The 19,664-nt window shown below is 28.7% G+C and carries 16 protein-coding genes and 1 other RNA gene; 13 read left to right on the top strand and 4 right to left on the bottom strand.

The genetic code is table 11. The features are described from left to right. The first annotated feature begins 6 nt into the window (after positions 1-6). The 5 genes from KQI36_RS03230 (at position 7) to KQI36_RS03210 (ending at position 6,131) form a co-directional block, all read left to right on the top strand. Positions 7-1,455, top strand: a complete 1,449-nt coding sequence (locus tag KQI36_RS03230) for a coproporphyrinogen III oxidase (RefSeq protein WP_010292948.1) — start codon at positions 7-9, stop codon at positions 1,453-1,455. 12 nt (positions 1,456-1,467) lie between these two features. Beyond that, a complete protein-coding gene (gene hisS / locus KQI36_RS03225) occupies positions 1,468-2,721 on the top strand; it encodes a histidine--tRNA ligase (protein WP_010292947.1) in 1,254 nt (417 codons plus the stop codon). Positions 2,722-2,974: 253 nt separating this feature from the next. After that, a complete protein-coding gene (gene aspS / locus KQI36_RS03220) occupies positions 2,975-4,765 on the top strand; it encodes an aspartate--tRNA ligase (RefSeq protein WP_216449583.1) in 1,791 nt (596 codons plus the stop codon). Between the two features lie 139 nt (positions 4,766-4,904). Further along, positions 4,905-5,085: non-coding RNA, 6S RNA (gene ssrS / locus KQI36_RS03215), on the top strand. Positions 5,086-5,561: 476 nt separating this feature from the next. Continuing rightward, positions 5,562-6,131: a DUF3867 domain-containing protein gene (locus KQI36_RS03210; protein WP_216449582.1), complete on the top strand. Its 570-nt coding sequence runs from the start codon at positions 5,562-5,564 to the stop codon at positions 6,129-6,131. Positions 6,132-6,240: 109 nt separating this feature from the next. Here KQI36_RS03210 and KQI36_RS03205 read toward each other — a convergent pair whose 3' ends face one another. The 4 genes from KQI36_RS03205 to KQI36_RS03190 form a co-directional block, all read right to left on the bottom strand. Next, positions 6,241-6,690 carry a threonine/serine exporter family protein gene (locus KQI36_RS03205; RefSeq protein WP_216449581.1) on the bottom strand — a complete coding sequence of 150 codons (450 nt, stop codon included), beginning with the start codon at positions 6,688-6,690 and terminating at the stop codon, positions 6,241-6,243. Further along, positions 6,690-7,457: a threonine/serine exporter family protein gene (locus tag KQI36_RS03200; protein WP_010292940.1), complete on the bottom strand. Its 768-nt coding sequence runs from the start codon at positions 7,455-7,457 to the stop codon at positions 6,690-6,692. Before KQI36_RS03200 ends, KQI36_RS03205 begins: the two co-directional genes overlap by 1 nt. Before the next feature lie 296 nt (positions 7,458-7,753). Beyond that, positions 7,754-8,221, bottom strand: a complete 468-nt coding sequence (locus KQI36_RS03195; RefSeq protein WP_010292938.1) for a threonine/serine exporter family protein — start codon at positions 8,219-8,221, stop codon at positions 7,754-7,756. Beyond that, a complete protein-coding gene (locus tag KQI36_RS03190; RefSeq protein ID WP_216449580.1) occupies positions 8,221-8,991 on the bottom strand; it encodes a threonine/serine exporter family protein in 771 nt (256 codons plus the stop codon). Before KQI36_RS03190 ends, KQI36_RS03195 begins: the two co-directional genes overlap by 1 nt. Before the next feature lie 504 nt (positions 8,992-9,495). Here KQI36_RS03190 and glyA point away from each other — a divergent pair. From glyA to KQI36_RS03150, 8 genes are all read left to right on the top strand, one after another. Then, positions 9,496-10,731, top strand: a complete 1,236-nt coding sequence (gene glyA / locus KQI36_RS03185; RefSeq protein WP_010292934.1) for a serine hydroxymethyltransferase — start codon at positions 9,496-9,498, stop codon at positions 10,729-10,731. Between the two features lie 12 nt (positions 10,732-10,743). Next, positions 10,744-12,105, top strand: coding sequence for a sigma-54 interaction domain-containing protein (locus tag KQI36_RS03180; protein WP_216449579.1), 1,362 nt, complete (start codon positions 10,744-10,746; stop codon positions 12,103-12,105). Positions 12,106-12,541: 436 nt separating this feature from the next. Further along, positions 12,542-13,594: a 2,4-diaminopentanoate dehydrogenase gene (gene ord, locus KQI36_RS03175; RefSeq protein ID WP_216449578.1), complete on the top strand. Its 1,053-nt coding sequence runs from the start codon at positions 12,542-12,544 to the stop codon at positions 13,592-13,594. A gap of 16 nt (positions 13,595-13,610) precedes the next feature. Next, positions 13,611-13,904 carry a 2-amino-4-oxopentanoate thiolase subunit OrtA gene (ortA, locus tag KQI36_RS03170; protein WP_216449577.1) on the top strand — a complete coding sequence of 98 codons (294 nt, stop codon included), beginning with the start codon at positions 13,611-13,613 and terminating at the stop codon, positions 13,902-13,904. Positions 13,905-13,913: 9 nt separating this feature from the next. Further along, complete coding sequence (gene ortB / locus KQI36_RS03165; protein ID WP_425321719.1) at positions 13,914-15,335, top strand: 2-amino-4-oxopentanoate thiolase subunit OrtB; 1,422 nt, start codon at positions 13,914-13,916, stop codon at positions 15,333-15,335. A 56-nt stretch (positions 15,336-15,391) separates the two neighbouring features. Further along, positions 15,392-15,760 carry an ornithine aminomutase subunit alpha gene (locus KQI36_RS03160; protein ID WP_010292924.1) on the top strand — a complete coding sequence of 123 codons (369 nt, stop codon included), beginning with the start codon at positions 15,392-15,394 and terminating at the stop codon, positions 15,758-15,760. Continuing rightward, positions 15,754-17,925, top strand: coding sequence for a D-ornithine 4,5-aminomutase subunit OraE (gene oraE, locus KQI36_RS03155; RefSeq protein ID WP_216449575.1), 2,172 nt, complete (start codon positions 15,754-15,756; stop codon positions 17,923-17,925). The genes KQI36_RS03160 and oraE overlap by 7 nt, the downstream gene beginning before the upstream one ends. Positions 17,926-18,315: 390 nt before the next feature. Further along, on the top strand, positions 18,316-19,641 hold the full coding sequence (locus KQI36_RS03150) for a GlmL-related ornithine degradation protein (RefSeq protein ID WP_216449574.1): 1,326 nt from the start codon (positions 18,316-18,318) through the stop codon (positions 19,639-19,641). The last annotated feature ends 23 nt before the right edge of the window (positions 19,642-19,664 follow it).

Genomic DNA, 19,664 nt, shown 5'->3' with positions numbered 1-19,664 from the left:
TAAAAATTGTATAATAAGGATACTGAAATAAGAGTTAATTTAAATAATTTACAATTTAGATATGATATTTTTCAAATGATAAATTTATTTTATGCTTTCAGTGATATAGAATTTGTTGATGAAAAAGAGGATATAAAAATAGATATTTTTCAAGAAAAAATATCTATAAAACATAAAGATATTATTAAAGATTATACTATAAATGATAATTATAAAATTAAAGAAGAAGTTAGAAAAGCAGTTTTTGCTTTTCTAACTGATTTAACAAACAAAAACTTGGTTTGGGGAACTTTAGTTGGAATAAGACCATCTAAAAAGGCTATAGAACTTTTGGAAAAAAATATTAGTGAAAATGATATTATAAAAGAATTTAATGATAGATATTTTACATCAAAAGAAAAATCTCAACTTTGTATAGATGTTGCAAAATGGGAAAGAAATATAATAAATAAGGATGAAAAAACTATTAGTGTTTATATAGGAATGCCATTTTGTCCAACTAGGTGTGCGTATTGTTCATTCACATCTAACCCAATATCAAGCTGCAAAAATATAGTTAAACCTTATTTAGAAGCATTACATAAAGAAATATCAGAACTAAGCTTATATATAACTAAAAGGGAACTTAAAATAGAGTGTGTCTATTTTGGAGGGGGTACTCCAACTGCTGTAAACAATGAAGAGTTTGAATATATAATGAAACATATATATAATTCTTTTATAGAAAATAAACATATAAAAGAATTTACAGTTGAATGTGGTAGACCAGATAGTATTACAAGAGAAAAGCTTTTAACAATGCAAAAATATAAAGTTCAAAGAATAAGTATAAATCCTCAAACAATGAATGATTCAACACTAAAAGTTATAGGAAGAAATCATAATGTTGAGTCTGTAGTTGAAAAGTTTAATTTAGCTTGTGAATTAGGATTTGATAATATAAACATGGATATAATAGTAGGGCTTCCAGGGGAGAATCTAATTAATATAAATAAAACCTGTGAAGCTATTAAAAAGTTAAATCCTCAAAGTTTAACAGTGCATGGCATGTCTATTAAAAGAGCTTCTAAACTTTATGAGAATTTAATAAATAATAAGAAATTTGAAATACCTAGTCAAGATGAGCTTAATGATATGTATGAAAAGACTGTTCAATTATCAAAGGAACTTGATATGAATCCATATTATATGTATAGACAAAAGAATATGGTAGGGAACATGGAGAATATAGGATATTCAAAAGATGGTAAAGAAGGTATATATAATATACAGATGATAGAAGAAAAACAAACAATTGTGGCATTAGGAGCAGATGCTGTTTCAAAAGTTGTTTTTTTAAATGATAATAGAATTGAGCGCTTTGGAAATGTAAAAGATGTAAGAGAATATATAAAAAGAATAGATGAGATGATAGAGAAGAAAATAAATTTATTAGAATCTCTTTATGGAGTATAAAGGAGGAATTTCATGAACTTTAAAGCACCGAAAGGAACTAAAGATATATTACCATCAGAAGTGTATAAGTGGCATTATGTAGAAAATTTAATGAGAGATATAGCTGCGAAATACGGTTGTTTAGAAGTAAGAACTCCAATGTTTGAAAGTACAGATTTGTTTAAAAGAGGTGTTGGTGAAACAACAGATATAGTTCAAAAGGAAATGTATACTTTTGAAGATAAAGGCGGAAGAAGTATAACATTAAAACCTGAAGGCACAGCACCAGCTGTTAGAGCATTTGTTGAAAATGCACTTTATGCAGATGCGCAACCAACAAAATTATATTATTTTACACCAGCATTTAGATATGAAAAAATGCAAAAGGGTAGATTAAGACAACATCATCAGTTTGGTGTTGAAGTTTTTGGTTCACAACAGGCTTCGGTAGATGCTGAAATAATAAGTATAATTATGGATGTATATAAACACTTTGGAATAGAAGGACTAGAGCTTCATATAAATAATTTAGGATGTCCAAATTGTAGACAAAAATATAATGATGCATTAAAAGAATATTTAGAGTTAAAAAAAGAAGGATTATGTCCAACTTGCCATAGTAGGTTAGAAAAGAATCCATTAAGAATATTAGACTGTAAAGTTGAAGCATGTAAAGAAATTGTAAAAGATGCACCTATAACATTAGATTATGTATGTGATGAATGTAAGAATCACTTTGAAAATTTAAAAACATATCTAGAGGCTATAGGAATTAGCTATATTGTAGACCCTATGGTTGTTAGAGGTTTAGATTATTATACTAAAACTATATTTGAAGTTATGGATAATGGATTTACACTTTGTGGTGGTGGTAGATATGATGGCTTAATTAAAGAAATTGGTGGTCAGGATATACCTGCTGTAGGTTTTGGTATGGGAATGGAGAGGCTATTATTAACTCTTGAAGAAAAAGGTATAGAAATACCAAAACCAAACTATATTGATGCTTATATTGTTTCAATGGGGGAAAGTTCTAAAATAGAGGCTGTTAAACTTGTTAATTCCTTAAGACATGTAGGAATAAAGGCAGATTGTGATCATGTTGGAAGAAGTGTTAAAGCACAGATGAAATTTGCAAATAAAATTGGAGCAAGTTTTACAGCAGTTTTAGGTGAAGAAGAAATAAATAATAGAAAATTCAAGCTAAAAAGAATGGATGATGGAAATCAATTTGAACTTAGTTTGGATAATATAAATGATATATCAAATATAATTAAAAATAATTAGTTTGCCATTAGGAATAGAAGTTAAATTCTTAATTTATAACTAGAAGGTTTTCAATTTCATAAAACCAATTGAGTTTAAATTGTTATTTTAAATGGGTTTCTTATCTAAATAAATTTAAATTTAGGAGGGAAACCCATATAATGAAGTTATAGCTATTAGAGCTATAACCGGAATAAAATTTATGTTATAAATACTTAATAATTTTTTTGTATATCTATACATAAAGGATAAGTAATTTTTAGGAGGTACAAATATGGGAGAAGCATTAAATGGGCTTAAAAGAACCATTATGTGCGGTGAACTTAGAGAGAAACATGTTTCTCAAAAGGTTACTGTAATGGGATGGGTCCAAAGAAAAAGAAACTTAGGTGGTCTAGTTTTTATAGATTTAAGGGATAGAACTGGTATACTACAAGTAATGTTTGGAGAGGAAATAAATAAAGAGGCTTTTGAAAAAGCTGATTTAGCTAAACCAGAGTATTGTATAGCTGTAACTGGTGAAATTGTAAGAAGAGAATCTCCAAACAATAATATTCCAACTGGAATGGTAGAGTTAAAAGGTGAAAGTATAAAAATATTATCTGAATCAGAAACTCCTCCAATATATATAAAGGAAAATCTAGATGCAGCAGAAAATATAAGATTAAAATATAGATATTTAGATTTAAGAAGACCAGATATGCAAAATATCTTTATGATAAGAAATAAAGCAAATAAAATTGTTAGAGATTATTTAGATGAAAATGGTTTCTTAGAGATGGAAACGCCTATGTTAACTAAGAGTACTCCAGAAGGAGCTAGAGACTATTTGGTTCCTAGTAGAAATTATCCTGGAATGTTTTATGCATTACCACAATCACCACAAATATTTAAACAATTGCTTATGGTTTCAGGCTTTGATAAGTACTATCAAATAGTAAAATGTTTTAGAGATGAAGATTTAAGAGCAAATAGACAACCTGAATTTACGCAAATAGACTTAGAAATGTCATTTGTAGAAGTTGATGATGTAATAGCGTTAAACGAAGGATTGATTAAAAAAGTATTTAAAGAAATAAAAGGAATAGACGTACAACTTCCAATAAAAAGAATGCCATTTAAGGAAGCTATGGAAAAGTACGGTTCTGATAAACCTGATTTAAGATTTGGTATGGAGATAAAAAATATCACAGATGCTGTTAAAGATAGTGAATTTGCGGTATTTAAAAATGCAATAGCAAATGGTGGTTCTGTAAGAGCTTTAACAGTAGAAGGCGCTTCAGATATGGGTAGGAAAAAAATAGATAAGCTTGGAGAGTTTGTTAAAACTTATAAAGCAAAAGGTTTAGCATGGATAGCATATAAAGAAGGAGAAATTAAATCACCAATAGCTAAATTCTTTAGTGAAGAAGAAATGCAAAATTTATTAAATGCTGCAGAAGCTAAAGTTGGAGATTTAGTATTAATAGTTGCAGATGTAGATAGTGTAGTATTGCAATCATTAGGAGCATTAAGATTAGAGATTGCAAAACAGCTTGAAATATTAAAAGATAATGATGAATTTAATTTTGTTTGGATAACAGAGTTCCCATTATTAGAATATGATGAAGAAGAAAAAAGACATGTAGCATTACATCATCCGTTCACATGTCCTATGGATGAAGATTTAGAACTTTTAGATGTAGATCCTTTAAAAGTTAGAGCTAAAGCTTATGACATAGTTTTAAATGGAGAAGAGCTTGGTGGAGGTAGTATAAGAATCCATGATACTAAACTTCAACAAAAAATGTTTGAGCTTTTAGGATTTAGTAAAGAAAGTGCATGGGAGAGATTTGGATTTTTATTAGAAGCATTTAAATATGGACCACCTCCACATGGCGGACTTGCATATGGTTTTGATAGAATGGTTATGTTCTTAGCTGGAACAGATAACATAAAAGATGTTATAGCATTCCCTAAAAATCAAAATGCATATTGTCCAATGAGTGAAGCTCCAAATCTTGTTGATGATAAACAGTTACAAGAATTATGTATTAAAACCGATGTGAAAAAAGAAGAAAATTAATGTTAAAAGAAATTATGAATTGAGCATATATTTCAAAATTGTGGACAAAATAAAAGTATAATAAATTTTGTTAAAAAGTATTAATAAATATTTGAAAAAATAGTATTGTTAGTATATAATATAGTTATAAGTTGAATTAATTTTCCTACTGTGTGCGTGGAAAAGGCCTATATTGAGCCAACATTTTAACAATAGGAATCACTGCTCTTTATTTGGAGTGTTGACTTGAGTACGACTTAAGTACCAGAAAAATAAAGGAGGGTTCCACCCGTGGTAGTACGGGTTCAAATACGCCTTGGAGACGGCATAGTGGGGTTAATTTAAAGAATTAAAGGTTGCATTTATGTAACCTTTTTTTTATACTAAATAAATAAAAACTATTCAGTATATAAAAATTTAATAACAGTTTATTGTAGAGGCTAATTAAAACAACGTATTTTTGACATAAAAATTATTAATACTATTAGGTGGCTAAGAGTGTTTTGAACAACTGCAAGCTAATAACAGGTACTGTAGTGGATTCTATTTGTTATGAAATAAGTTTAAAATTTAAATTTGTTTTTAATATGTATGTATAAATTATACTCAAAATCATATGGGAGCATTTTACTAACCATAATAGACTGTAAATGATCATTGATATTTAAGTTTTATAAAAGTTGTGAAGTTTATTTTATGTTTTAATATACATGAAACATAATGGAATTTTACATATGGAAGTTTTAATATCATGTTACAATACATATAAGTATAAAAAAGGAGGACTAACTAATTTAGATAATTAGTTAATAAGTATATGAGTGATATAATTAATTTTAATGAATTGAAAACCAAAGCAAGTGATAAAGATATCGATAAATTTGAAAATTATATATATGAGTTATATTATTCAATGTCACAAGGAAAAATGAATATAAGTGACTTTACAAAGAGTCTAAAGGAATACATGGATAAAAACTCTATATCTAATGAAAAATTAATGAATATTCAAAAGAAACTCATGGAGAGATATGGATTTAATTCTGAGGATTTACAAAATCAAATGAAAGATTTTGGTGTTGATTTAAATTCTATGGGTCTTGGAAACATAACTGAAGAATATGAAAGTTTAAGAAAAACTATTAGCTTTCAAGAAAAATATCAAGGGAAAACTAAAAATTCTGCTGTTATGATATATAAAATAACTAATGATATTAATGATTTAGATGTTTTACTAGAGCAAGAAAATGTTATATTAAGAAGTTCTAATAAAATAGATATTCAAGATATGGAGTTAAATGAATTTTTGTGTTCCTATAAGAAATTATTAGAAGGAAAAACACTTAAAATCTCCATATGTGAAAATGCAAAAGAGTATGAATATTAAAATCAAAATATAACAAAATCTATATTTAAGTGTTTGAATTTTGAGCATATGTTTAAATTTAAGGACGTCCCTAATTTACAAATTAAGGACGTTTTTTATATTAAAAAATTTAATAAGTGCGTTTTTTTGAAAATATATTAGTTAAAAGATTTGCTACTGTAGAAGTAAGAATTACAGCTACAGCTATTGAACCGGCATAAGATAATGTGTCTAATCCTTTAATTAAAGATAGTTCATAATTTCCCTTTACAGTTTCGAAAGTAGTATAATACATTCCACTTCCAGGAACAAGAGGAATTAATCCACAAATTAAATACAAGGTTACTGGTTTATTAAAGACTTTTGCGCAAATTTCTGATACCATACTTACAGCTATTGTACCAAAAAACATGGAAACTACAGCCGAATAACCTAAAAATAATAGATATTTATAAACTACCCAAGACAATGCGCCGCCTAAAGCAGTGAAGAATAAATGTTTTTCTCTAATATTAAATATAACACCAAAACATACTGTGCTCATAAATGCGTATATGAAATCTAATAATAATTGAGGCATTATAGAGTACCTCCTAAAATAAATATGAATAATTTAAATCCAATAGCTGTTCCTATAGCAATGCTTACTGCTATAATTAAAGCTTCGACAGCTCTAGAGATACCTGAAATTAAATCTCCGTTAAGAGTATCTCTAATAGCATTAGTAACTAAAAGCCCAGGGACAAGAAGCATTATAGCTCCTATAATTATTTTATCAATGTTAAAGTTTGGATTAAAATGATGTGCAATAACAGCAATTGAAGAAGCTATAAATCCTCCACACACATTTGTGAAAAAACTGTTAACATTGTATTTTTTGAAAATTCTACCGCTTAATGTAATTAACATCCCTATAAAAAAAGAAATGAAAAAATCTCTAAAAGCGCCTCCAAATAATAATGCGAAAAATCCTGCAGCAAACATTGAGCTTATTAAAACAGTATCATCTCTATAAGGAGGAAGTGTAGATATATATCTTAATTCTCTTTCAATTTCACTTGTTGGAATAGATTTATTAGATATTCTCTCTGATAAATCAGCTACTAATGAAACCTTTTTTAAATTTACGGTTGTTCCTGTTAATCTTCTTACAGTAGAAACAGTTTCACCATTATTGTTAATAGAAATTACAATAGTCGTTGGTGTTATAAAACTGTTCACGTTATGTATTTCAAATGTTTTGCATATTGTGGAAATTGTTTGTTCAACTCTATAAGTTTCTCCACCATTTTCAAGCATCAGCTTACCAGCATCTGCAGCTATGTGAATAATATTATCAGTATCCATGTATGCTCCTTTCTATTATAAATTTAACAATGCTCCTCATAATTATAGCTAGAAATATAAAGAAAGTTCAATAGGATATAAAAAAATTGCAAAATTTTAATAATACAATATATTTTGTATATATTGTATTATTAAAATTTTATATTAGTTAAAAAAATATAGTATATAAAAAATGAGCATTTAAAAATCCTTCATTTTTTTGAATTTTTAATAAAAAACCAACATTTTGAAGAATTTCAATTATATATTCTTCAAATATGTTGGTATAAGAAATTCATTTAGTTTATTAACAGAGATTATTGCTCACTCTCCATTTTTTTTAGTCTAGATTTTAAAATTATTTTTGTTAAAAGCCTACTCAATGTAGAAACAAACATAACTGATACAGAAATTGAACCAGCATTAAATAAAGTTTGTATGCCTTTTGTAAGAGCAGTTGAATAATTTCCTTTAACAGCCTCAAAGGTTGTATAGTACATTCCGCTTCCAGGAACAAGGGGAATTAACCCACAAATAAGGTAAACAGTTACTGGATTTTTAAATACACGGGCGCATATTTCAGCAACAATACTGACCATTAATGTTCCTAAGAATAAGGCTAATACATCTGAAAGTCCATTTAAAATAGCTAATTTATACACAAACCAAGATAGACCACCACCAAGAGAGGCGAAGAATAAGTCTTTTCCTCTAACATTAAATAATATTCCAAATCCTAAAGAGCTTATAAATGCATATATAAAAGCTAATATCAATACTTTCACTATAGTGTACCTCCTAAGATAAATATCCAGACTTTAAATCCAATAGCAGTTCCAATTGCTATACTAGCAGCTATTATTAAAGCTTCTACAGAACGAGAAATACCAGAAAGTAAATCTCCAGATAAAGTATCTCGAATAGCATTAGTAATAACTAACCCAGGAACTAAAAGCATTATAGAACCTATTATTATAGTATCTACATTAAAAGATGGATTAATATGATTTATAATAACTGCAATAGAAGAAGAAATTAATCCACCACAAACATTACTAAAAAAATTATTAACTTCATATTTATCAAAAAGCCTTCCTGTAAAAGTTATGAGAAGTCCAATGAAACAAGAAATAAAGAAGTCTCTTAAATTTCCTCCAAATAGTAATGTGAAAAATCCTGCTGTAAGTGTAGAACTTATTAAACTTATGTCAGAACTATACGCAGGTATATTGTTTATGTAATGTAATTCTTTTTTTATATCATCCATAGATAAAGTATTTGTATAGAGATTTCTAGACAAATCATTTATAAGGGCAACTTTTTTTAGATTTACTGTTCTATTTTTTAAACGTCTAACTGTAGTTATAGTTTCAGAATTTTTATTTGTTATAGAAAGAACTATAACTGTTGGAGTAACAAAGTTCTCTACATTTTTAAGTCCAAAAGCTTGACATATCATAGAAATAGTCTGTTCAACTCTATAAGTCTCGCCACCATTTTCAAGCATTATTTTACCAGCATCTGCTGCTATATGAATAATATTATCAGTATACATGGCTACTCCTTTCGATGAAAAAAATTATGCTTATTCAATTATATATAAAAATTTGCAAAATTCAATAGGATATGAAAATATTTAAAAAATAAAATTTATTTTTCTGTTAATTTTAAATTTAAAGTTTATTAACAATTTTTTAACAGATTATTTAATAATCCTTATTTTTACAAATAAATTTGATAATATTTTAATAAAAGTAAAAATATAGAATGGTATTCGTTTTCATTTGGAAAAATATAGATTAATATTTATTGTATATTTAAAAATAAAATATGTAATAAATTATGTATTTTTTAAATGAATTATAAATTATATCGATTACATAATTTATTTAAATTTATATAGAAACTATAAAAAAAATTTAAAATTTATAGTTTGTGAAATATAAAAGAATTTGTTACAATGTTAATAAAATAATGCTAAAATTAATAAGATTTTAAAAACATTATTATTTTGCATAATTAAAAATTTAATATTCAATATATTTAGGGGGGCAAAAAAATGAATTTAAATAATTTACAACTTAATGACAAAGAGTTACTAGAATTTATTAATGAGGAAACACAACGTCAAGAAGATCATATTGAGCTAATTGCATCAGAAAACTTTGTATCAGAAGGAGTTATAAGAGCATTAGGATCAGTACTAACTAATAAATATGCAGAAGGTTATCCAGGAAAAAGATATTATGGTGGATGCTTTGCTGTAGATAAGGTAGAAGATTTAGCAAGAGATAGAATGACAAAATTATTTAATGCAGACCACGCAAATGTTCAACCACATTCAGGTTCTCAAGCGAATATGGCTGTATATTTAACAGTGTTAAATCCAGGAGATACAGTACTTGGAATGGATTTAAGTCATGGTGGACATTTAACACATGGTAGTCCAGTTAATTTTTCAGGAAAATTATATAAGTTTGTATCTTACGGAGTAGATAAGGAAACAGAAACTATAGATTATGAAGATGTTAGAGCAAAAGCATTAGAATATAAACCAAAATTAATAGTTGCTGGAGCAAGTGCTTATTCAAGAGTTATAGATTTTAAAAAATTTAGAGAAATAGCTGATGAAATAGGAGCATATTTTATGGTAGATATGGCTCATATAGCAGGATTAGTTGCTACAGGACATCATCCATCACCAGTTCCATATGCAGATTTTGTAACAACTACAACTCATAAAACTTTAAGAGGACCAAGAGGTGGAGCTGTACTTTGCAAAGAAGAATTTGCTAAAAAATTAGATAAATCTATATTTCCAGGAATGCAAGGTGGACCTTTAATGCATTGTATAGCAGCAAAAGCTGTTTGTTTTAAGGAAGCAATGGAAGATGATTTTAAAACATATATAGACCAAGTTGTAAAAAATGCAAAGGTTTTAGGTGAAGAACTTGAAAATTACGGATTTAGAATAGTTTCTGGTGGTACAGATAACCATGTTATGCTTGTAGATTTAACAAGTAAAGATTTAACAGGAAAAGAATTAGAAGCTATGTTAGACGAGGTAAGAATTACAGTAAATAAAAACACTATACCATTTGAAACAAAAAGTCCATTTATAACAAGTGGAATAAGAGTTGGTACTGCAGCAGTAACAACTAGAGGATTTAAAGAAGAAGATATGAAAGAAATAGCTTCTTTAATAAATGATGTAGTAGAAAATAGAGGAAAAGATTTAGAAGGAATAAAAGAAAGAGTAGCTATACTTTGTAATAAACATCCATTATATATGTAGTGGTGAGTTAAAATGAAAAGTGAGCATATTTTACAGTATTTAATAAACAATATTAACGAGGGAATACACATTGTAGATAATAAAGGGAAAACTATCTATTATAATTGTGCAATGGAAAAAATAGAAGGCTTAAAAAAAGAAGAAGTATTAGGTAAAAAAGTTTATGAATACTTAAAAGCAATGGAAAATGGCTCTACACTTATGAAAGCACTTAAAGAGAAAAAAGAATATAGGGATGTATTACAGAATTATTTTAATAAAGAAGGTAGAAAAATAACATCTATAAATACAACAGTTCCAGTAATTGCGAATGATAAGGTTATAGCAGCTATAGAGATTGCAAAAGATATGACTCGAATAAAAAGTTTAAATGAAAAATTGTGTGATTTAGAGAAAAATAATAAAAAATCTAAAAAAAATCATTATGAATTTAAAGATATAATAGGTGATAATTTAATTCTTAAAAATGAAGTGAACAAATCTTTAAGGGCTAGTTTGAGCAGCTCATCAGTTTTAATATATGGAGAAACTGGAACTGGTAAAGAAGTTTTTGCTCAAAGTATACATTATGGAGGAGTTAGAAAAGACAAGCCGTTTATTCCTATAAACTGTGCTGCTATACCTAGTGCTCTATTAGAAGCTATGTTGTTTGGAACTGTAAAAGGAAGTTTTACTGGAGCAGAAAATAAAAAAGGTTTATTTGAAGAAGCTAATGGAGGAACAATGCTTTTAGATGAAGTTAATTCTATGGAACCTTATCTTCAATCTAAACTTTTAAGAGTTCTTCAAGATGGATATATAAGGCCAATAGGGAGTAACAAAATAGTAGATATAGACGTTAGAATCATAGCAACATTAAACGAGGAGCCTGAAAAACTTATTGATAGTGGTAAACTTAGAAAAGATTTTTACTATAGGTTAAGTGTTATAAGAATTAATATACCGCCACTAAGAGAACGTAAAGAGGATATTGAAAAAATAGCGAATTACTTTTTGGATTATTACAACAATATTTTGAATAAAAATATTAAATTAATAGACCAAAAGGTTATAGAAGATTTCTTGAATTATGAATGGCATGGAAATATAAGAGAACTTAAAAATGTCATAGAAGCAGCAATGAACATGATAGATGAAGGCGAAGTATTAAGTAAGGAATACTTTGAAAATAAAGCTATATTTAATAATAAAAGTGAAAAACTTTATTTTTGGGAAGGAAATGTTTCAATTAGTGATTATTTAGATAATTTGGAGAAAGAAATTATAGAAAGAATTTTTTCGAAAAATGGAAGAAATATTACTAGAACAGCAAAAGAACTTAAGATATCTAGGCAAAATCTTCAATATAAACTAAAAAAATATTCTATAAACTGATAAATATATTTATGAACTAGAATGAGTGCATATATTTTTGCATTTATTCTAGTTTTTTTATGTTTACTTAGTAAAAAATGGTATTTTCATACTTAATAAGTAAAAAAAATTTGCGGTTAGTGCAAAAAAATGGTCGTTATTTAAAGAAAGTTTAAAATTTGTTAAAACAAAATAGAGATTTAAATTGAAAAACTAACATATATTACTATTAAATATGGCATTGAAATTGCTTTAATAATTATAGGGAAACAAGCTACAATTTAAATTTATTCAATAGACTTAAAGTATTTTCATACAAAAATAAGTGCTGAATTTTAAATGATTCTGAGCATGTTTCACTATCTTAAGTATCTAAGTTGTGGAATGGATAATTTAAAAATGAATATCTAAGTCTAGGGTAGTTTGAAATGTATTTCTGTTAATTGGGGGATTGAGCATGGAAAATATAAAAGTGATTTTTTGGGGATTAGGGGTTATAGGTAGTGAAATGGCAAGAATGACACTAGATAAAGAAGGGTTAGAAATAGTAGGAGCTATAGATAAAGAAAAATCAAAAGTTGGATTAAAATTAAGCGAATATTTGAATTATGGTAATAGTTATATTGTTATTAATAATAACCCTATAGAAATACTTAAAAGTGTAGAGGCAGATATTGTTATATTAGCTATTGATTCAGATTCATTTGTAGAATCTATATTCCCAAAAATAAAACTGATAATACAAAATAAAATAAATTGCATAATAATTTCTGAGGAGATGATATATCCTAATTCAATAGAATCAAATCTATCCAAAGAACTTGATGATTTAGCAAAAATAAATAATGTTACGGTACTTGGTACAGGTATTAATACAGGATTTATGTTGAATTCTCTTATTATGATGCTTACAGCTTCTTATAAAAACATAAAATCAATAAGAGCAAGTAGAGTTACTGATTTATCAGGACTTGGAAGAACAATTATAAAAAGCCAAGGAGTAGGTACTACAATTCAGGAATTTGAAAAAGGTACAGAAAGAGGAACTATAAAAGGACAGATAGGTTTTGCTCAATCTATATCCATGATAGCTAATACATTAGGTCTAAGATATGATGAGATAGTTGAAAGTAAGGAGCCTATTATATCGAATACTTATAGAGAAACAGACACTGTTATAGTACATCCAGGAATGGTTGCAGGATGCAATCATATAGCCATAGCTTATAGAAATAACAAAAAAATAATAGCTTTAGAACATACACAGCAAATATATCCTCAGTGTGAAGGCTTTGAAACTGGTGACTATATAGATATTTATGGAAATGGTAATTTACATCTTTGTATAACACAGGATATTTGCAGCAACATAGGAACAGCAGCTGTTGCAATCAATATGATTCCACAGGTTTTATCAAGTAAAAGTGGTTTAAAAACAATGATAGATATGCAAATACCTCATGTTATAGAGAATAATTTTGTAGATCAATTAAAGTATTATTTAAAATGAATTAGGGAGGAGAACTATGATAAAAAAAGGAAGTTATGTTGAAATCTCAAAGATAGTATTGACTAGTGAAGATAGGGCTAAAAATATACCAGAAGATACAAAGTCAACTCCATTGAAAATGTGGGTTAGAGGACATGTACTTATGGATTGTAATATTGGAGATGAAGTTGAAATTGAAACTATTATAGGAAGAAAAATACGTGGTGTATTAGTTGAAGAAAACCCTAACTATAATCATAGTTTTGGTAAACACATAAGCGAAATTGACTATATAGGAAAGCAAGCTAAAGAAATTTTATTTGAAAATTAGTTTTAGGAGGTGAAAGTTTTGAATAAGTATGAAAAATTAATGTCTAGAAAGAATGAAATAATGATTAAATCAGTTGGGATAGATTTTTCAAAGTATGAGATTGGAAGAATTGCCTTTGATTATGAAGGAATGATGAGAGATATAGGATACTCATTAGGAGAAATAATGAAGATTCAAAGTAAAGTAGGAGTAGGAAATACACCTTTATTAGAATTAAAGAATATAACTAATTTGGCACGCAAAGTATCTAAGACAGGGAAAGCGGCTAGAATTTTCATAAAAGATGAAAGTTGTAATCCATCGGGAAGCTTTAAAGATAGAAGAGCATCTGTATCTGTTTATGATGCAAAAATAAGAGGGTATAAAGGTGTTGTATCAGCAACATCTGGAAATTATGGTGCAGCAGTTGCCTCTCAAGCATCTATGCAAGGATTGAAATCTATAATAGTTCAAGAGTGTTATGATTCAAAAAAGATAGGGCAACCTGAAATAATAGAAAAAGGAAGAAAATGTGATTGTTTAGGTGCTGAAGTTATACAACTTACAGCAGGACCAGAATTATTTTATACATTCTTAGAAGTCTTAGAGGAAACAGGATTTTATAATGCCTCATTATATTCATCTTATGGAGTAGCTGGAATTGAAACTTTAGGTTATGAAATAGCTACTGAGTGTAGAGAAAGGTTTGGTAAAGATCCTATAGCGGTTATCTCAACACATGCTGGGGGGGGGAATGTTACTGGTACAGCAAGAGGGCTTATAAAGGCAGGCGCGGTTGATACTAAAGTTATAGGAGCTTCTGTTGATCTTCAAGGTCTTCATATGGCAAGTGATACTGATTTTAATAGAAAATCATTCACTACAGGACACACTGGTTTTGGAATACCATTTATGGTGTGGCCAGATAGAAGTGATGTACCAAGAAGTGCAGCAAGGCCATTAAGATATTTAGATAGATATGTTACTTTGAGTCAAGGGGAAGTTTTTTATGTTACTGAATTATTATCAAAAATAGAAGGGTTAGAGAGAGGTCCAGCAGGAAACACATCATTAGCAGCAGCATTTGTAATAGCTCAAGAGATGGAGGATGATGATATTTTAGTTGTTCAGGAAACTGAATATACTGGTGCTGGTAAGCATATTTTGCCACAATTAACTTTTGCCAAGGAAAATGGAATAGATATTATAATTGGTGATCCTAAAAAAGAGGTTCCAGGTAAGAATATTATTCTTCCAGAAAACCCATCTAAAATATCTATATCAGAAAAAGATTTAAATCATTATAGAAAGTCGCTTATAAAAAATAGTGTTAAAAATTTAGAAGATAAAACTATAACCATGACAGATTTAGACTTCTTATGTGAAGAGACTAAATTATCAAAACTGGAGTTATTAGATATTCTTAGAGAGTTTAACGTATATGTAAAATAAATTTTTAATTTAAGATAATGATTGAATTTAATTTTTATAAAATGGGGGGATGGACAATGAAAAGAGAAGATGATTTTCAAGTAAGAAGAAAGCATTTACAAAATTTAAGTGATGAAGAACTTTACGAAAAATTTTGGAGTTTAACAGAAGAAATAGTAAAACCACTAGTAGATTTATCATACAAAAATACCTCACCATCAATTGAAAGATCTGTTCTTTTAAGAATGGGATTTTCTAGTATAGAAGCTGGAAAAATAGTAGCAGAAGGTAATAAATTAAATTTATTACAAAAAGGCATTGGAAATGTAGTTTTAAAATATGCAGATAAAAAAGGTATAGGGTATATGCAAGCAGGAAGAATTTTGGCGGAGGGTAATGGTTGGAATGAAGCTATTGAAATGTTTAGGGGGGATACAAATTGTTAGAAAAGGATAAAAAAATCAATGTGGAAGAAATATTAAAAGATTTAGATAAATATACGCCTAAGAGAAGAGGTTGGCATTGGAGAGAAGAATATGAAGAACCTATTGGGGAATTTACTTATAAGGAGATTAGCAAACCTTTAGAGAATAGTAGAAGTCTTCCATCATCTAGAAGTTTTAATAATATAGATCCTCAACCTATACCTATAATTACATCAGAAATAGCTTCTGGAAGATTTGAAGATGATATAAGAAGGATGAGAATGGCTGCTTGGCATGGTGCGGATCATATAATGGTTATAAGAACAGCAGGACAAAGTCATTATGATGGATTGATAGAAGGAACACCAGAAGGTATTGGCGGAGTTCCTATTACAAGAAAGGAAGTTAGAGCTACAAGAAAAGCTCTAGATTTAATAGAAGAAGAAGTAGGAAGACCTATTAATTTTCACTCATATGTTTCAGGTGTAGCAGGACCAGATATTGCAGTTATGTTTGCGGAGGAAGGAGTAAATGGTGCACACCAAGATCCACAATACAATGTATTGTATAGAAATATAAATATGGTACGTTCCTTTGTAGATGCTGCAGTTGCAAAAAAACTTATGGCATGGGCTGGTACACTTCAAATAGATGGAGCACATAATGCTAATGCAACAGCTATGAAAGGTTATAATGTAATGCCAGAGCTTATGGTACAGCATGCTATAAATTCAAAATTTTCTGAACTTATAGGAATGAAAAGCGAAAATATAGCTCTTTCAACAGTACCACCAACAGCACCTCCAGCTCCTTGTTTAAGATATGATTTGCCTTACGCAGTAGCACTTAGAGAATTGTTTAGAAATTATAAAATGAGAGCTCAAATGAATACAAAATACATGGATTCATGCACTAGGGAAGCTACGGTAACTCATACATTAAATCTTTTGATTTCAAAGCTTACATCAGTTGATATTCAAAGTACTATAACACCTGATGAAGGTAGAAATGTACCTTGGCATTATAATAATATACATGCTGTTAATACTGCAAAACAAGCATTAATAGGTATGGACGGATTGATGGATTTAGTTGAGCTTAAAAAAGATGGTTATTTAGGAGAAAAAGTTAGAGAACTCAAAGAAAGAGCAGTGCTTTTTTTAGAAGAAATATTACAAAATGGAGGATATTTTGAAGCAGTAGAAAAAGGATTTTTTGTTGACTCAGGAGAATATCCAGCAAGAAACAGTGATGGAATTTCAAGAAAGATAGATGGTGGTATAGGAGTTGGTACAGTAGTAGAAAGAGATGAAGACTATTTTGCTCCGGTTTGTGGTCATTTTGGTTATAATAATATACCCCAAAAATACAATAAACCTTGTGATCCTATAGATGGATGTACCTTATGTAAACATGAAAAAATACAATATATTGATGAGTTAGACGAAGAGGATAATGTTTATAGAAGAATGGAAAAAGTTAAGGAGGATGGAACTATAATTCCAGAGGTAGAATGGAAAAAAGATGGGTATGTATCCGCTACTATTTTTATACCTGAAGAAGAACGTACTGCAGAAGCAGCGGCTATTGAAATGGGTAAAAATATGAACTTAACAGATGTTGAAGTTATTCACAAACAAATCATGCAAGATGCAGAGGGAACTTTAGTAGAAATTAAAGGTAGAGTGAATTTTGCAGTTAAAAAAGATGAATTGAAAGTTCCAGAAAAAAAAGAACTTTTAAGTGACGATTTCATGAGAGAATATGTTAAAGAAAATCCTATAAAGATAGTTGCTGCTACTGTAGGCGAAGACGAGCATTCTGTTGGGTTAAGAGAAATTATAGATATAAAACATGGTGGCATAGAAAGATATGGAATAGAATGTGTTTATTTAGGAACATCTTGTCCAGTAGAAAAATTAATAGATGCTGCCATAGAAACGAAAGCTCAGGCTATAGTAGCTAGTACAATAATAACTCATAATGATGTACACACTAAGAATATGAAAAAAATACATGATCTTTGTGTGGAAAAAGGTGTTAGGGATAAATTTATATTAGTTTCAGGAGGGACACAAGTAACTAATGAAATAGCTGTAGCAAATGGTATGGATGGTGGATTTGGAAGAGGAACTCATGGTAATGATGTAGCATCATTTATAATTGAAACTCTTATGAAAAAATGAAGAATAATTAAGTGTATTAATTTAGGGTTCTAGGGATTAATGTTTAGCTTATGTAAGAAATTTATTGTTTAAAAATGGTAAATAAAACTTTAAACTGTTATTCAGTTAGTTATTTCAAGAAACTCTAATAATCTTTTTCAAATTTTTAGGACTAAAGGGCTGAATCGACGTCCTGTTGAGGCAGTGACGAAACCTTTCCTTGGGTTTCGGTGATAAAAATATTAAAAAACTTTATAAGAGTTTCTAAGTCATAATTAAAAATCATAACTAACTTAAAGTTCTATATATTATTAAAAAATATCTTAGGTAAGAGTTAATAAATCAAAAATTCAACTTAGAACCCTATAATAAAGCATAAGGGAAATTAAAAATAATAAGGAGGTGAAAATAATGAAGGTAGATTACTTGGTAGCCGAAATAGGTAGCACTACAACATTAGTTACAGCACTAAGTTTTACTAATGGTTGTGAAATTGTGGGACAAGGTAAGGCGTTTACAACAGTGCTTGATGGAGATGTAACTATAGGACTTAAAAATGCGATTAAAGATATAGAAAATGCTATAGGAGAAAGTATTAAATATAAAAAAATGTTAGCAACAAGTAGTGCTGCTGGAGGATTGAAAATAACAGTCCATGGTCTTGTGGAAGATATGACAGTGAAAGCTGCTAGAGAAGCAGCTTTAGGCGCAGGTGGAATAATAAAAATGGTTACAGCTGGAAAACTAAGAAAAAGCGATTTAAAAAAAATAAAGGAAATTAGTCCAAATCTTATTATGATCGCAGGTGGAACAGATTATGGTGAAAGGGATACAGCACTATGTAATTCAGAAATAATAAAAAATGAAAATTTAAATATACCTATAGTATATTGTGGAAATATAGCAAATGTAGAAGAAGTAAAGGAAATATTTGAAGGCGATGAGTTATATATAATAGATAATGTTTATCCTAGGGTAGACGAAATTAATGTAGAACCTGCAAGAAAAATTATACAGAAAGCATTTGAAAAAAATATTGTTAAGGCACCAGGCATGGAACAGATAAGAAAAATGGTAGATGGTGCAATAATGACAACACCAGGGGCTGTAATGGAGGCTACAAAACTTTTGTATGAAAATATAGGTGATTTAGTTGTTATAGACGTAGGTGGAGCAACGACAGATGTTCATTCAGTAACAGAAGGATCTAAAGAAATATTAGATATGTTAGTGATACCAGAGCCAAAGGCTAAAAGGACTGTAGAAGGCGATTTAGGTGTTTATATAAATAGTCAAAATTTAATTTCAAATTTGAATAAAGATGAAAAAAAGGGATTAACAGATGTGCAGATACTAAATAACATAAAACCTATACCGGAGTCAGATGAGGAAAAGAAATGGAGTAGTGTCCTATGTAAAAAAGCTGTTGAGTTAGCAATTAAAAGACATATTGGTGTAATAAAGAGGTCCTATGGTAGTGGAAAAAATTTTTTAGCTTATGGGAAGGATTTATCAAAGGTTAAGTATATAATTGGAACTGGAGGGGCTCTTACTAGGTTGCCTGAGGGGAAAAAATCATTAAATATGATAAAATATATTGGAAATGATTTAACTATGTATCCTAAAGAAGATGCTATAATTTTGTTGGATAAATTTTATATAATGGCACTTGCTGGGGTTTTATCAAGAGAAGATAGTGAGCTTGCATCAGTACTTTTAAGAGCAAGTTTAGAATAAAAATATTATTTAAATTTTTATAG

Origin of the sequence: Clostridium senegalense, from assembly GCF_018916625.1 — a bacterium.
GTDB lineage: Bacteria > Bacillota > Clostridia > Clostridiales > Clostridiaceae > Clostridium_J > Clostridium_J senegalense.
Note: the sequence above shows the minus strand (reverse complement) of the source record. Positions and strands in the feature narration are given on the sequence as shown.